The 14,483-nt window shown below is 72.0% G+C and carries 15 protein-coding genes; 13 read left to right on the top strand and 2 right to left on the bottom strand.

Translation table 11 applies throughout. The features are described from left to right. Positions 1-102 precede the first annotated feature (102 nt). From ald to der, 13 genes are all read left to right on the top strand, one after another. The gene (gene ald, locus J2N69_RS07170) at positions 103-1,218 is read left to right on the top strand and encodes an alanine dehydrogenase (RefSeq protein WP_230899984.1); all 1,116 of its coding nucleotides are present in this window, start codon (positions 103-105) and stop codon (positions 1,216-1,218) included. Between the two features lie 424 nt (positions 1,219-1,642). Next, positions 1,643-2,773, top strand: a complete 1,131-nt coding sequence (locus J2N69_RS07165; RefSeq protein ID WP_127910916.1) for a ParA family protein — start codon at positions 1,643-1,645, stop codon at positions 2,771-2,773. Beyond that, the gene (locus J2N69_RS07160; RefSeq protein WP_230899983.1) at positions 2,758-3,351 is read left to right on the top strand and encodes a hypothetical protein; all 594 of its coding nucleotides are present in this window, start codon (positions 2,758-2,760) and stop codon (positions 3,349-3,351) included. Before J2N69_RS07165 ends, J2N69_RS07160 begins: the two co-directional genes overlap by 16 nt. Positions 3,352-3,368: 17 nt before the next feature. After that, on the top strand, positions 3,369-4,352 hold the full coding sequence (locus tag J2N69_RS07155) for a segregation and condensation protein A (RefSeq protein WP_230899982.1): 984 nt from the start codon (positions 3,369-3,371) through the stop codon (positions 4,350-4,352). A 77-nt stretch (positions 4,353-4,429) separates the two neighbouring features. Continuing rightward, the gene (gene scpB, locus J2N69_RS07150; protein ID WP_408056879.1) at positions 4,430-5,005 is read left to right on the top strand and encodes an SMC-Scp complex subunit ScpB; all 576 of its coding nucleotides are present in this window, start codon (positions 4,430-4,432) and stop codon (positions 5,003-5,005) included. Positions 5,006-5,016: 11 nt separating this feature from the next. Beyond that, complete coding sequence (locus J2N69_RS07145) at positions 5,017-6,204, top strand: pseudouridine synthase (RefSeq protein ID WP_230899980.1); 1,188 nt, start codon at positions 5,017-5,019, stop codon at positions 6,202-6,204. 73 nt (positions 6,205-6,277) lie between these two features. Next, positions 6,278-7,018 (top strand): NUDIX hydrolase, encoded by a 741-nt coding sequence (locus tag J2N69_RS07140; RefSeq protein WP_230899979.1) that lies wholly within the window; start codon positions 6,278-6,280, stop codon positions 7,016-7,018. Then, positions 7,015-8,016 (top strand): ADP-ribosylglycohydrolase family protein, encoded by a 1,002-nt coding sequence (locus J2N69_RS07135; RefSeq protein ID WP_230899978.1) that lies wholly within the window; start codon positions 7,015-7,017, stop codon positions 8,014-8,016. Before J2N69_RS07140 ends, J2N69_RS07135 begins: the two co-directional genes overlap by 4 nt. A gap of 99 nt (positions 8,017-8,115) precedes the next feature. Next, a complete protein-coding gene (gene aroH / locus J2N69_RS07130) occupies positions 8,116-8,478 on the top strand; it encodes a chorismate mutase (RefSeq protein WP_230899977.1) in 363 nt (120 codons plus the stop codon). Then, on the top strand, positions 8,475-9,560 hold the full coding sequence (locus J2N69_RS07125) for a prephenate dehydrogenase (protein WP_230899976.1): 1,086 nt from the start codon (positions 8,475-8,477) through the stop codon (positions 9,558-9,560). Before aroH ends, J2N69_RS07125 begins: the two co-directional genes overlap by 4 nt. A gap of 123 nt (positions 9,561-9,683) precedes the next feature. Beyond that, a complete protein-coding gene (gene cmk, locus J2N69_RS07120; protein WP_230899975.1) occupies positions 9,684-10,379 on the top strand; it encodes a (d)CMP kinase in 696 nt (231 codons plus the stop codon). Then, complete coding sequence (locus tag J2N69_RS07115) at positions 10,337-11,023, top strand: lysophospholipid acyltransferase family protein (protein WP_391941722.1); 687 nt, start codon at positions 10,337-10,339, stop codon at positions 11,021-11,023. Before cmk ends, J2N69_RS07115 begins: the two co-directional genes overlap by 43 nt. A gap of 82 nt (positions 11,024-11,105) precedes the next feature. Further along, on the top strand, positions 11,106-12,584 hold the full coding sequence (gene der, locus J2N69_RS07110) for a ribosome biogenesis GTPase Der (RefSeq protein WP_205039470.1): 1,479 nt from the start codon (positions 11,106-11,108) through the stop codon (positions 12,582-12,584). Positions 12,585-12,665: 81 nt separating this feature from the next. Here der and J2N69_RS07105 read toward each other — a convergent pair whose 3' ends face one another. After that, entirely contained in the window at positions 12,666-12,995 is a 330-nt protein-coding gene (locus J2N69_RS07105; RefSeq protein ID WP_230899974.1) for a hypothetical protein, read from the bottom strand. 137 nt (positions 12,996-13,132) lie between these two features. Next, on the bottom strand, positions 13,133-13,915 hold the full coding sequence (locus J2N69_RS07100) for a hypothetical protein (protein ID WP_230899973.1): 783 nt from the start codon (positions 13,913-13,915) through the stop codon (positions 13,133-13,135). Between the last annotated feature and the right edge of the window lie 568 nt (positions 13,916-14,483).

The raw sequence follows: 14,483 nt of genomic DNA, 5'->3' as shown, positions 1-14,483 counted from the left end.
CTCCGCCGCGTACATCCGTGGTGCCTCCCGTTGCGCTGTCGTGTGCACCGGTCTGTGTTGCATTGCCCGAAAAATCCCCTGAGCCAAGGACCGTGATCGACGATGAAGGTCGGCATCCCCCGCGAGGTCAAGAACAACGAGTTCCGGGTGGCCATCACCCCCGCCGGTGTGCACGAGCTGGTGCGCCACGGCCACCAGGTCGTCATCGAGCGGAACGCCGGCGTCGGCTCCTCGATCACGGACGACGAGTACGTCTCGGCCGGTGCCCAGATCCTGGACACCGCCGATGAGGTCTGGGCCGCCGCGGACCTGCTCCTGAAGGTCAAGGAGCCCATCGCGGAGGAGTACCACCGCCTCCGCAAGGACCAGACGCTCTTCACCTACCTGCACCTGGCCGCGTCCAAGGAGTGCACGGACGCGCTCCTGGAGTCGGGCACCACCGCCATCGCGTACGAGACGGTCGAGACCGCCAACCGCGCGCTCCCGCTGCTCGCCCCGATGTCCGAGGTCGCGGGCCGCCTCGCCCCGCAGGTCGGCGCCTACCAGCTGATGGCCGCCAACGGCGGCCGCGGCGTCCTGCCGGGCGGTGTCCCGGGCGTGGCCGCGGGCAAGGCCGTCGTCATCGGCGGTGGCGTCTCGGGTTGGAACGCCGCGCAGATCGCCATCGGCATGGGCTTCCACGTGACCCTGCTCGACAAGGACATCAACAAGCTCAAGGAAGCCGACAAGATCTTCGGCACGAAGATCCAGACGGTCGTCTCCAACGCCTTCGAGCTGGAGAAGGCCTGCCTGGAGGCCGACCTCGTCATCGGCGCCGTCCTCATCCCGGGCGCCAAGGCCCCGAAGCTGGTCACCAACGAGCTGGTCTCGCGCATGAAGCCCGGAAGTGTTCTTGTCGATATCGCGATCGACCAGGGCGGCTGCTTCGAGGACTCGCACCCGACCACGCACGCCGAGCCGACCTTCCCGGTCCACAACTCGGTCTTCTACTGCGTCGCCAACATGCCCGGCGCGGTGCCCAACACCTCCACCTACGCGCTGACCAACGCGACGATGCCGTACATCGTCGAGCTGGCCAACCGCGGCTGGGTCGAGGCCCTGCGCCGCGACCCGGCGCTGGCCCTGGGTCTCAACACCCATGACGGCAAGGTCGTTTACAAGGAGGTCGCCGAGGCCCACGGTCTCGACCACGTCGAGCTGGAGTCGCTCCTCGGCTGACCTCAGGCGACTGACTTCGGTCAATCCTGGTGACCGACTTCGGTCGGTCCCGGACGACTTTCGGCACCATCCGTCAACGAAAGTCGTCAATCTCACGCCCACGGCCGGACCTTGAGAGGGGTCCGGCCGTATGCGTATCGGTGGGGACGCGCTCAACTCGCCTTGAACGTAGCCCTTTAACCGTTTCGCCCACCCCGAAAACGCGTCGTAGACATGCCGCATGCCCTTGACATCGGGGTGTTCCTTTGCCGACACATCGGGGCCGGTCCGGCGGATTGTGTTGCTGCGGAGTGGTGACACGCCATAGAGTCGCCAACCGTCGGCATGGTGCCACGCTGACCTATCGAGAAATTTCCTGGTCACCAAGGAGGTAAGACGACTTGTGAATGAGTCGACATTTGCTCCCGGGGGTGGTCAACCAGGAATGTCTGTGCGGGACCAAGGACCCGTCGGGCTCGAGGCTGTCGGCTCCGTCGCTGTCCGCACCTTCGAAGCCCGGCAGAGCCCCCAGCCGACACAGTCAGCACCCCAGAGCATGGATGGCCATCACGTGAACGCCATGGCCGGCGACCGGAGTGGCGATAACACCCACACCCACCTCGCCGACTACGAGGAACTGCCCCAGGGGCACTTCTACGACCCCGACGCCGAGTACGAGCCCGATCCGGAGTACGCGGCCACGCTCGCGCCCGACGCGGCCCGTCAGCGCCGCGAGCGCATCGGCCCCACGGGTCGCCCGCTGCCGTACTTCCCGATCCCGGGCCCGCTCACCGACCACGGTCCGGCGAAGATCATCGCGATGTGCAACCAGAAGGGCGGCGTCGGCAAGACGACGTCGACCATCAACCTGGGCGCGGCCCTCGCGGAGTACGGGCGCCGGGTCCTGCTCGTCGACTTCGACCCGCAAGGCGCCCTCTCGGTGGGCCTCGGGGTGAACCCGATGGAGCTGGACCTGACGGTCTACAACCTCCTCATGGAACGCGGCATGTCCGCCGACGAGGTGCTCCTGAAGACGGCGGTCCCCAACATGGACCTGCTGCCCAGCAACATCGACCTGTCGGCCGCCGAAGTGCAGCTGGTGAGCGAGGTCGCGCGCGAGTCCACGCTCCAGCGGGCGCTGAAGCCGCTGATGCAGGACTACGACTACATCGTGATCGACTGTCAGCCCTCGCTCGGCCTGCTCACGGTGAACGCCCTCACGGCGGCGCACAAGGTGATCGTGCCGCTGGAGTGCGAGTTCTTCGCGCTGCGCGGTGTGGCCCTGCTGACGGAGACCATCGAGAAGGTCCAGGAGCGGCTCAACCCCGAGCTGGAGCTCGACGGCATCCTCGCGACGATGTACGACTCCCGCACGGTGCACAGCCGTGAGGTGCTCGCGCGCGTGGTCGAGGCCTTCGACGACCACGTCTACCACACGGTCATCGGGCGCACGGTCCGCTTCCCGGAGACCACGGTCGCCGGTGAGCCGATCACGACGTACGCCTCCAACTCGGTCGGCGCGGCCGCCTACCGTCAGCTCGCCAGGGAGGTGCTCGCCCGGTGTCACGCCGAGTGAGTCTGCCCGGGGCCGACGAACTGTTCCGCACGACCGGGGGGATGGCTCTCCAGTCGTCGTCCCCGCGGCGCCCGGCGAACGGCGAGGCGCGGGTGCCCGCCCCGGCGGGCGAGAGCGACGAGACGGCGGCCGAGGACAGCGCACAGGGCGACGGCGGCGAGCCCGCCGAACACGCCGCGACGGACGCCGAGTCGGGCTCCGGCGAGTCCCGCAGCCGGTCCACCGGTGACGCGGACAAGGGCGCGGGGCGCGGAGCTTCGTCTACGGCGGCGCAGGAAGGTTCTGCCGCCCAGGGCGGCGGCAAGTCCGGCGGCCCGTCGACCGCGCAGGCGCGGCGCCGGGCGCGGGCGGCCAACCGGCGGCCCAGCGGACGCGAGCGGCACGACGAGAAGATCACCGTGTACGTCTCCGCCGAGGAGCTGATGGACCTCGAACACGCGCGCCTCGTGCTGCGCGGCGAGCACGGCCTCGCGGTCGACCGCGGGCGCATCGTGCGGGAGGCCGTCGCGGTCGTCCTCGCGGATCTGGAGTCGCGGGGGGACGCGAGCATCCTCGTACGCCGGCTGCGCGGGCGGTAGGGGTAGCGTTCCCGTCGATGCCCCTGAACGACGATCCCGCACCGCCCGCCCGCAGGCGCACCCTGGGGCGGGGGCCGGGGGCGGGACCCGCGGAGCCTGCCGCCGAGCCCGAGCCCGCCGCTGAGCCCGAGCCTGCGGCCGAACCCGAACCCGAACCCGAGTCCGCCGCCGAGCCCCAGCCCACGGCCGAACCCGGCGACGGGCGGTTCACGGTCCGGCTCGCGAACTTCGAGGGGCCCTTCGACCTGCTGCTTCAGCTCATCGCCAAGCACAAGCTGGACGTCACCGAGGTCGCGCTGTCCAAGGTGACCGATGAGTTCATGGCGCACATCCGGGCCATGGGGCCCGACTGGGACCTCGATCAGACGACCGAGTTCCTCGTCGTCGCCGCCACGCTGCTCGACCTGAAGGCGGCGCGGCTGCTGCCCGCCGCCGAGGTCGAGGACGAGGCCGACCTCGCGCTGCTCGAAGCACGGGACCTGCTCTTCGCGCGGCTGCTCCAATACCGCGCGTACAAGCAGATCGCGGACATCTTCAGCGGGCGGCTGGAGGCGGAGGCGCGGCGCTACCCGCGTACCGTCGGGCTCGAACCGCACCATGCCGAGCTGCTGCCGGAAGTCGTCATCAGCATCGGCGCGGAAGGGTTCGCCAAGCTCGCCGTGAAGGCGATGCGGCCGCGCGCGAAGCCGCAGGTGTACGTCGACCACATCCATGCCCCGCTGGTGTCCGTGCGGGAGCAGGCGGGGCTGGTCATCGCCCGGCTGCGGGAGCAGGGGGAGGCCAGCTTCCGGGTGCTCGTGGCGGACGCCGGGGACACCCTGACCGTCGTCGCGCGCTTCCTGGCCCTGCTGGAGCTGTACCGCGAGAAGGCCGTCGCCCTGGAGCAGGACGATCCCCTGGGCGAGCTGATGGTGCGCTGGACCGGTGGCGACGGCGCCGAGGAGCCGACCGTGACCGACGAGTTCGACCGGGCCCCCGAGCCGGTGGAGGAGAAGGCGTGAACACCCAGAACCCGGTGGGGGAGCCGGCCGGTGCCGTCGCGGGGCTGGAGCTGCGGCCCGCGCTGGAGGCCGTCCTGATGGTCGTCGACGAGCCGGCCACCGAGGAGCACCTGGCGAAGGTCCTCCAGCGGCCGCGGCGCGCGGTCGCCGACGCGCTGCGCGAGCTGGCCGACGAGTACACCGTGCAGAAGCGCGGCTTCGAGCTGCGCCTGGTCGCGGGCGGCTGGCGGTTCTACACCCGCCCCGAGTACGCCGCGGCCGTGGAGGGCTTCGTGCTCGACGGCCAGCAGGCCCGGCTCACCCAGGCGGCCCTGGAGACCCTCGCGGTGGTCGCGTACCGCCAGCCGGTGAGCCGTTCACGGGTCTCCGCGGTGCGCGGCGTGAACTGCGACGGCGTGATGCGCACCCTCCTCCAGAGGGGTCTGGTGGAGGAGGCGGGCGCGGAACCCGAAACAGGTGCGATCCTGTACAGGACGACGAACTACTTTCTGGAGCGGATGGGCCTGCGCGGCCTGGACGAACTTCCGGAGCTTGCGCCCTTCCTCCCCGAGGCGGACGCGATCGAGGCCGAGACGCAGGAAGGCGTTCCGTCGTTCGACCCGGACGCACCCGATGCGCCGGGGTACGAGTACACCCAGGACACAGCCGACTAGACGGAACTTTGATGCGAAGCAGCAACGGCAGGAACAGCAGCGGAAACAACGGCGGGAGCCGTGGTGGCAACAGCGGCGGCCGTGGCAGCAGCGGTGGCCGCGGCAATTACCGGGGTGCCGGTAACAGCCGTGACGACCGGCAGGGCCCCAAGCAGGGCTCGAACCAGGGCGGCAAGTCCGCCGACCGGCGCGACGACCGGCCGAGCCGGCCGAGCAAGCCGCGCCCCGAGGAGCGTCGCTACGACGTGAACCCCGCCGACAGCGGCCCCGGCGGCCCCCGCAGGGGCCGTGGCGCGGCCGCGCGCGGCGGCGCCAAGGGCGGCCCCCGCACCTCCCAGGGCACCGGGGCCCGCGGCAGCCGTCGCGGCGCCCCCGCGACGTCCCGCGAGTTCGACGCCCGGCAGGAGGAGCGCAACCGCGAGCGGTACGCGGGCAAGCCCAAGGTGAGCCTCCCCAAGACCTTCCCCGGCGCCGAGCAGGAGGGTGAGCGGCTCCAGAAGGTGCTGGCCCGCGCGGGCTACGGCTCGCGCCGCGCCTGTGAGGAGCTGGTCGACGAGGCCCGCGTCGAGGTGAACGGCGAGATCGTCGTCGAGCAGGGCATGCGCGTCGACCCCGAGAAGGACGAGATCAAGGTCGACGGCCTGACGGTGGCCACGCAGTCGTACCAGTTCTTCTCGCTCAACAAGCCCGCCGGTGTCGTCTCCACCATGGAGGACACCGAGGGCCGCCAGTGCCTCGGCGACTACGTGACCAACCGCGAGACGCGGCTCTTCCACGTGGGGCGGCTCGACACCGAGACCGAGGGCGTCATCCTGCTCACCAACCACGGCGAGCTGGCGCACCGCCTGACCCACCCCAAGTACGGCGTGAAGAAGGTCTACCTCGCGCACATCGTGGGCCCGATCCCGCGTGACCTGGGCAAGCAGCTCAAGGACGGCATCCAGCTGGAGGACGGCTACGCCCGCGCGGACCACTTCCGCGTCGTCGAGCAGACCGGCAAGAACTACCTCGTCGAGGTCACCCTCCACGAGGGCCGCAAGCACATCGTGCGGCGCATGCTCGCCGAGGCGGGCTTCCCCGTCGACAAGCTGGTGCGGGTGGCCTTCGGGCCGATCACCCTGGGCGACCAGAAGTCCGGCTGGCTGCGGCGTCTGTCGAACACGGAGGTCGGCATGCTGATGAAGGAAGTCGACCTGTAGACACCCGGGTTGTCAGTACCACCCCCCTCTCTTTATAGTCATCGCGACCATAAAGAGAGGGGGGTGGTCGTGCATGCGGGGTTCTGACAAGCACGCCTACGACAAGCACGCCTACGAACCGTTCGCCGTCACCGTCGACCTCGCGGTGTTCACCATCCGCGACGGCACGCTTCACGTGCTGCTCGTCGAGCGCGGCCAGGAGCCGTACGCGGGCCGCTGGGCGCTGCCCGGCGGGTTCGTACTGCCCGACGAGTCCGCCGAGAGCGCGGCGCAGCGCGAGCTGGCCGAGGAGACCGGCCTCGCGGACGTCACCGGGCTCCACCTGGAACAGGTGCGCACCTACAGCGAGCCGGACCGCGATCCGCGCATGCGGGTCGTCTCCGTCGCGTTCGCCGCGCTCGTCGCCGATCCGCCGGAGGCGCACGGAGGAGGCGACGCGGCCCGCGCCGCCTGGCTGCCGTACGGCCCGGGGGCCCACCGCCCGCTCGCCTTCGACCACGACCGCATCCTCGCCGACGCCCACCACCGGATCGGCGCCAAGCTGGAGTACACCAGCCTCGCCACGGCCTTCTGCGCCCCCGAGTTCACCCTCGGCGAGCTGCGGCGGGTCTACGAGGCGGTGTGGGGCGCCGAGCTGGACCCCGCCAACTTCCGGCGCAAGGTCGTCGGCACCCCGGGGCTCGTCGAGGCCATCCCCGGTGCCGCCCGGCTCACCGGCGGCCGGGGAAAGCCCGCGGCGCTCTTCCGCGCGGGCACCGCCACCGCCCTCCACCCGCCGCTGCTGCGGCCTGCCTCGGAAGGACGGTCCGCATGAAACGCGCCGCCACCGGTTCCCTGCTGGGCCTCGCCCTGGGGGACGCGCTGGGTTACCCCACCGAGTTCGACGACGTGCCGTCGATCCTCGCCACGTGCGGTCCCTGGCGGGAGATGGAGCTGCCGAGCCCCGCGTACATCACGGACGACACGCAGATGACGCTGGCGCTGAGCCGGGCCCTGCGCACCGCCACGGGCCGCGGAGCGCTCGGGCCGAAGCGGCTGGAGCGGCCCCTGCGCGAGGAGTTCGTGGACTGGTACCAGTCGCCGGAGAACAACCGCGCGCCCGGCAACACCTGCATGAAGGCGTGCTACCTCCTCAAGACGGGCAAGCCGTGGGAGGAGGCCGGTCAGGTGCACTCCAAGGGGTGCGGCGCCAACATGCGGGTCGCGCCGCTCGGACTGCTGCCGGGCATCGACGACGACGTGCGGGCAGGCGCCGCCCAGCTGCAGTCCGCGCTCACCCACGGCCACCCCACCGCGCTCGCCGCGAGCGACCTCACGGCGTACGCGGTGCGGCTGCTGGCCCGGGGCGCGGAACCCATGGGGCTGGTCGGCCTCCTGCGTTCGTACGCGCTGGAGAACCGCACCCGCTACCGGGAGGCATGGCTCGGCGACCTGTGGACCCGCGCCCGGGCCTCCTCGCCGGAGCGGTTCATCGCCCACGGCTGGGACGAGTGCCTGGCCGCCCTGGAGCGGCTGGCGGGCGCGCTGCGGCACGCCAACCCCGAGACCGACCCCTGCCTGGCCACGGGGGAGGGCTGGATCGCCGAAGAGGCGCTCGCCACCGGGTTGCTCTGCTTCCTGATGTTCGTCGACGAGCCGGTCACCGCGCTGCGCAGGGCGGCCTGCACGTCCGGCGACTCGGACTCCATCGCCTGCCTGGCGGGGGCCTTCGCCGGCGCCCACCTCGGCGCCGACGCGTGGCCCGCAGCGTGGGTCGAGCGGGTCGAGCACCGGGACGAACTGCTCGGGTTCGGGACGCTCTGGGACGCCTGAGCCCGCTGTCTCGGCAGACGGGCGCCGCGCGCTCCCGTCCCGGGCGCTGGCTACGCTTGCCGTACAGCAGTCAGACGTACGCGAGCGAGGAGCAGCACTGTGGCGGTACGAGCGGTCCGGGGCGCCGTCCAACTGGAGCGGGACGAGGCCGGGCACATGGGAGAGCAGGTCAGGGCGCTGCTCACCGCCATCCTGGAGCGCAACGGACTGACGGACGAGGACCTGATCAGCATCTGGTTCACGGCCACGCCCGACCTGCACAGCGACTTCCCCGCCGCGGCCGCGCGCGGCATCGGCCTGGCCGACGTACCGCTGATCTGCGCCCAGGAACTCGACATCGAGGGCGCCATGCCCCGCGTCGTCCGCGTCCTCGCCCACATAGAGACCGACCGCACCCGCTCCGAGATCGCACACGTCTACCTCGGCGCCGCCGCCGCACTCCGCAAGGACATCGCCCAGTGAGAACCGCCCTCGTCGTCGGCACCGGCCTGATCGGCACCTCCGCCGCCCTGGCCCTCGCCTCCCGCGGCGTCACCGTCCATCTCGCCGACCACGACCCGGCGCAGGCCCGCACCGCCGCCGCGCTCGGCGCCGGCACCGACGAGGCCCCGGAGGGCCCCGTCGACCTCTGTGTCGTCGCCGTACCGCCCGCGCACGTCGCCGCCACCCTCGCCGACGTCATGCGCCGCGGGGCCGCCCGCGCCTACCTCGACGTCGCGAGCGTCAAGGGCGGCCCGCGCCGGGAGCTGGAGGCGCTCGGCCTGGACCTCACCCCGTACATCGGCACGCACCCCATGTCCGGCCGGGAGCGCAGCGGCCCGCTCGCCGCCACCGCCGACCTCTTCGAGGGACGGCCGTGGGTGCTCACCCCGACCCGCGACACCGACACCGAGGTGCTCAACCTCGCCCTGGAGCTGGTCGCGCTCTGCCGTGCCGTGCCGGTCGTCATGGACGCCGACGCCCACGACCGCGCCGTCGCCCTCGTCTCCCACATGCCGCACCTGGTCTCCAGCATGGTCGCGGCCCGCCTGGAGCACGCCGAGGAGACGGCGGTGCGGCTGTGCGGCCAGGGCATCCGCGACGTCACCCGCATCGCCGCCTCCGACCCCCGGATGTGGATCGACATCCTCTCCGCCAACCCCGGACCCGTCGCCGACCTGCTGGCCCAGGTCGCGGACGACCTCGACGAGACCGTCACGGCGCTGCGCGCCCTCCAGTCCGCCGACGAGGAGAAGCGGACCGAGGGCGCCGCGGGCGTCGAGAGCATGCTGCGGCGCGGCAACGCGGGCCAGACCCGGGTGCCCGGCAAGCACGGCTCGGCCCCGGCGGCGTACGAGATCGTCGCGGTGCTCATCAACGACCAGCCCGGCCAGCTCGCCCGCATCTTCGGCGACGCGGACCGCGCGGGCGTCAACATCGAGGACGTCCGCATCGAACACGCGACGGGCCAGCAGGCGGGCCTGGTGCAGCTCATGGTCGAGCCGAAGGCCGCGCCCGTGCTCAGCGCGGCGCTGCGGGAGCGGGGCTGGTCGATCCGGCAGTAGGGGCCCCGCCGGGGGCCCGGGGAAGGGGCTGTCGGGGCCGGGTGCGCGAGCCAGTAACCTTGTGCGGGGCGTGTTCGCGCCCCGCCTCCCCACCCCGCGTACCGCGAAAGGTGCCCGCCCCCCGTGGAAACCGCAGCAACCGCCGCCCCGGCAGCAGTGATCGTCGCCATCGACGGGCCCTCCGGCACGGGCAAGTCGAGCACCTCCAAGGCCGTCGCCGCCCAGCTCGGCCTCAGCTACCTGGACACCGGCGCCCAGTACCGCGCGATCACCTGGTGGATGGTGCACAACGGCATCGACCTCACTGACCCCAGTGCGATCGCCGCCGTGGCGGGCAAGCCCGAGATCGTCTCCGGCACAGACCCGGCCGCCCCGACCATCACGGTCGACGGCACGGATGTCGCCGGGCCGATCCGCACCACCGAGGTCACCTCCAAGGTCAGCGCCGTCAGCGCCGTCCCCGAGGTGCGCGCCCGCATCACGGAGCTGCAGCGCGCCATCGCCCGCTCGGCCGAGGAGGGCATCGTCGTCGAGGGCCGCGACATCGGTACGACCGTGCTGCCCGACGCCGACCTGAAGATCTTCCTCACCGCCTCGCCCGAGGCGCGCGCCGCCCGCCGCTCCGGCGAGCTGAAGGGCGCCGACGTCAAGGCCACCCGGGAAGCCCTGATCAAGCGGGACGCGGCCGACTCCAGCCGCAAGACGTCCCCGCTGGCCAAGGCCGACGACGCCGTCGAGGTCGACACCACCGAACTCACGCTCCAGCAGGTCATCGAGTGCGTCGTCACCCTCGTCGGGGAGAAGCGGGCCGCGAAGTGACCCAAGGTGCTTCGGAGCGGGGCGCGGAGGTCGGCCGCCGTATCGGCGTCGGCCTCATGTACGGCCTGTTCAAGCCCCGCGTGCTGGGCTCCTGGCGGGTCCCCGCCCGCGGCCCCGTGATCCTGGCCGTCAACCACGCGCACAACGTGGACGGCCCGATGGTCATGGGCGTCGCGCCCCGGCCGACGCACTTCCTGATCAAGAAGGAAGCGTTCATCGGCCCGCTCGGCACCTTCCTGGACGCCATCGGCCAGGTGAAGGTGGACCGCTCGATCGCCGACCGGACCGCCATCACCCGCGCCCTCGGCGTCCTGGAGCAGGGCGGCTGCCTCGGGATCTTCCCGGAGGGCACCCGCGGCGAGGGCGACTTCGCCTCGCTGCGCGCCGGACTCGCGTACTTCGCCGTCCGCTCCGGCGCCCCGATCGTCCCGGTCGCGGTGCTGGGAAGCACCGAGAAGCGCGGACGGTTGATAAAGCAGCTGCCCCCGCTGCGCAGCCGGGTCGACGTCGTCTTCGGCGACCCCTTCGAAGCGGGCGACGGCAGCGGACGGCGTACGCGCAAGGCGCTGGACGAAGCCACCGTGCGCATCCAGGAGCGGCTCTCCGCCCACCTGGAAAACGCCAGGCGCCTGACCGGGCGCTGAGCGAGACTTATCAAGTAGTGCCCCGGTCCGACGTACGGGCCGCTGCACCGATCACCACGATGAACGACGAGGTACGGACTTCATGAGCGACCAGATCCAGCCCGAGGGCGACGGCTTCGCCGACCACGACCACGGGGCGCTCGGCGACGCCGAGTACGCGCAGTTCATGGAGCTCGCCGCCGAGGAGGGCTTCGACGTCGAGGACGTCGAGGGCGCCATCGAGGAGGCGGGCCACGGCCCGCTGCCCGTCCTCGCCGTCATCGGCCGCCCCAATGTCGGCAAGTCGACACTGGTGAACCGCATCATCGGCCGCCGCGAGGCCGTCGTGGAGGACCGCCCCGGCGTGACCCGCGACCGCGTCACCTATGAGGCCGAGTGGTCGGGCCGCCGCTTCAAGCTCGTCGACACCGGCGGCTGGGAGCAGGACGTGCTCGGCATCGACGCCTCCGTCGCCGCCCAGGCGGAGTACGCCATCGAGGCCGCGGACGCCGTCGTCTTCGTCGTGGACGCCACCGTCGGCGCCACCGACACCGACGAGGCCGTCGTGCGCCTGCTGCGCAAGGCCGGCAAGCCCGTCGTCCTGTGCGCCAACAAGGTCGACGGCCCCTCCGGCGAGGCCGACGCCACCGCCCTGTGGGCCCTCGGCCTCGGCGAGCCGCACCCCGTCTCCGCGCTGCACGGCCGCGGCACCGGCGACATGCTGGACGCCGTCCTGGAGGCGCTGCCCGAGGCGCCCGAGCAGACCTTCGGCACCGCCATCGGCGGCCCCCGCCGCATCGCGCTCATCGGCCGCCCGAACGTCGGCAAGTCCTCGCTGCTCAACAAGGTGGCGAACGAGGACCGCGTGGTCGTCAACGAAATGGCGGGCACCACCCGTGACCCGGTCGACGAGCTGATCGAGCTGGGCGGCGTCGTCTGGAAGTTCGTCGACACGGCGGGCATCCGCAAGCGCGTCCACCTCCAGCAGGGCGCCGACTACTACGCCTCGCTGCGCACCGCCGCCGCCGTGGAGAAGGCGGAGGTCGCGGTGATCCTCATCGACGCCTCCGAGACCATCTCGGTCCAGGACCAGCGCATCGTGACGATGGCCGTCGAGGCGGGCCGCGCGATCGTGGTGGCGTACAACAAGTGGGACACCCTCGACGAGGAGCGCCGCTACTACCTGGAGCGGGAGATCGAGACCGAGCTGGCCCAGGTCGCCTGGGCGCCGCGGGTCAACGTCTCCGCGGCCACCGGCCGGCACATGGAGAAGCTCGTCCCGGCGATCGAGACGGCCCTCGCGGGCTGGGAGACGCGCGTGCCGACCGGCCGCCTCAACGCCTTCCTCGGCGAGATCGTCGCCTCCCACCCGCACCCGGTCCGCGGCGGCAAGCAGCCCCGCATCCTCTTCGGCACCCAGGCGGGCACGAAGCCGCCGCGCTTCGTCTTCTTCGCCTCGGGCTTCATCGAGGCGGGCTACCGCCGCTTCCTGGAGCGCCGCCTGCGCGAGGAGTTCGGCTTCGAGGGCACGCCGATCCACATCTCCGTGCGGGTGCGCGAGAAGCGCGGCCGCAAGAAGTAACCCACCGAGTGGGTGTACGCACGTGAATGCCCGGTCCCCGCAATCAACGGGGGCCGGGCATTTCGCTGTGCCGGAAGTTTCTCAGAGCTCGCGGCGAGGCGCGGGTGGCAGGGCCGCGGGGACGTGGTGGTGGCCCGGGACGTGGTGGTCCTGCCGGCCGTAGCGGCTCAGGTGCTGGAACTGCCCGTACTGCTGCGTGCCGTACGGCCCGGTGCCGAAGGCGGTGAACCCCAGATTCTCCTCGCCGCTGCGGTCGCCCGGCAGGGCCCGGAAGGCCCGGCGGTACTCCGAGTACAGCGTGTCGTAGATCGGTGTGGCCGAGCGCTCGCCCGTGGCGTCCTGCGCGGTGCGCATGGACGGGATCGGGTTCTGATACGCCGGTCGGGAGCGGGAGGGGTCGTATGTGTGCACGTCTGTGCCAACGAAAGCGCCGCCCGACGGATGCGGGGGCCGCGCGGCTTTCCGGCTCCGGGAGGAGCGTGACCGGCGCGTTCGCGGCTCGGGGGCGGCTTGCGCGGGCGGATGGCGGCCGGGTCCGGGGCCGCCGGTCAGGTGCCGGCGAGCGGCATCATCGACGCGACGAGCTGTCCGCGGGCCGCGGTCTTGTCCAGGGCCTCCCGCAGGAGGTCCTCGCGCGGCTGCCGGCCGATGGAGCCGGCCGGGGCGGCGAAGAGCAGCACGCTCTGCGTCTTGTTCGCCGCCGCCCGCCACGCCTCGGTGACCTGGAGCGGCTGATGGGCCTGCCACCAGGCGACGGGGGCGCCGCCGCCGGTGCCCGGTTGCAGGACGGCGTGCAGGCGGCCCATGGCGAGCAGCACCGACCAGCCGTGCAGCACGGGCGGGAGGCCGTCGAGGGAGACCACCGGCATGAAGCCCTGCTCGATCAGGAGCGGCAGGAACTCGTCGCCGCCGTCCGACACGGTGCCCGGGCGGGCGATGGGCCCGGTGGGCTCCACGACGAGCGCGGGGCGCAGCTCGCCCTCGATGAGGACAAGGCCGCTGGTCACACCGAGCACGGCCTGGTTGGGGGCGCCGTCGGCGGGCTCCGCGGCGTCCTCGCCGGTGATGGACCGCACGGCTCCCTGGAGCTGCTCCTCGGAGACCGTGACGATCTGTGAGGGCAGGCAGGTGGCGTGGGCGAAGGCGAGTACGGCGGTCTCGTCGCCGACGAACAGGACCGTGCTGGTGCGTTCCTGTTCGGAGTCGCCCGGGGTGCGGCAGGACGTGCAGTCGTAACTGCCCGGGGTGTTCTCTCCGGCGAGCAGCCGGTCGGCTTCTTCGTCGCCGATCTCGGCGCGTACGTCGTCGCTGACGTCGAGCATGCGCGGCACGGGTGGCTCCTCGGGATCGTCACGTGGGGTGCGTGGGGCGGGTGCGCGGAGCCGGGGGGTGCCCGGCTCGTAAGGAGACAACGGCGGATCAGTGGCGCGAGTCACGGATGGCGGTGAGCGGAATCGAACCATCCGCGGCGGGGCGTGAGCCGTTCGCCGGAATCCGTCACGTGGCCCCAACAGCGTGCGTGAGCAGGGGAATTGAGCGGGCGAGGCGGAGCGTGGAGCCCAAGGGTAATGGTCGATAAATGGGGATAACAGCGAATGAAATGGGTGGCTGAATTTCGCCGGTACCCGCGGTAACGCGCAACCCGGCCGAAATGGCGCGGCATTGGTCGATAGCGGGGCGAGTGGCCTCCGGGGTGCCGCCACCTTATGCGGCGGCGCCGCTCGGGCGCGTCCGCCGATCGGGCCATCGGGCGCCGGGGTCCGGGCCGGGGGTCCGTCCGGGTGGGGTCGCGGACGGGGCGGCGCGGCACGCCGGGGGCGCGGGAAGGAGGTGCCTAGCGTGGCCCGATGCATGTGACGCATTCAAGGCATAACACGCATTTCGGTCACCCGGGGCGCC

This window comes from Streptomyces huasconensis (genome assembly GCF_021028635.1).
In the GTDB taxonomy this organism is placed as follows: Bacteria; Actinomycetota; Actinomycetes; order Streptomycetales; family Streptomycetaceae; genus Streptomyces; species Streptomyces huasconensis.
This window is presented reverse-complemented; position numbering and strand designations above follow the sequence as displayed.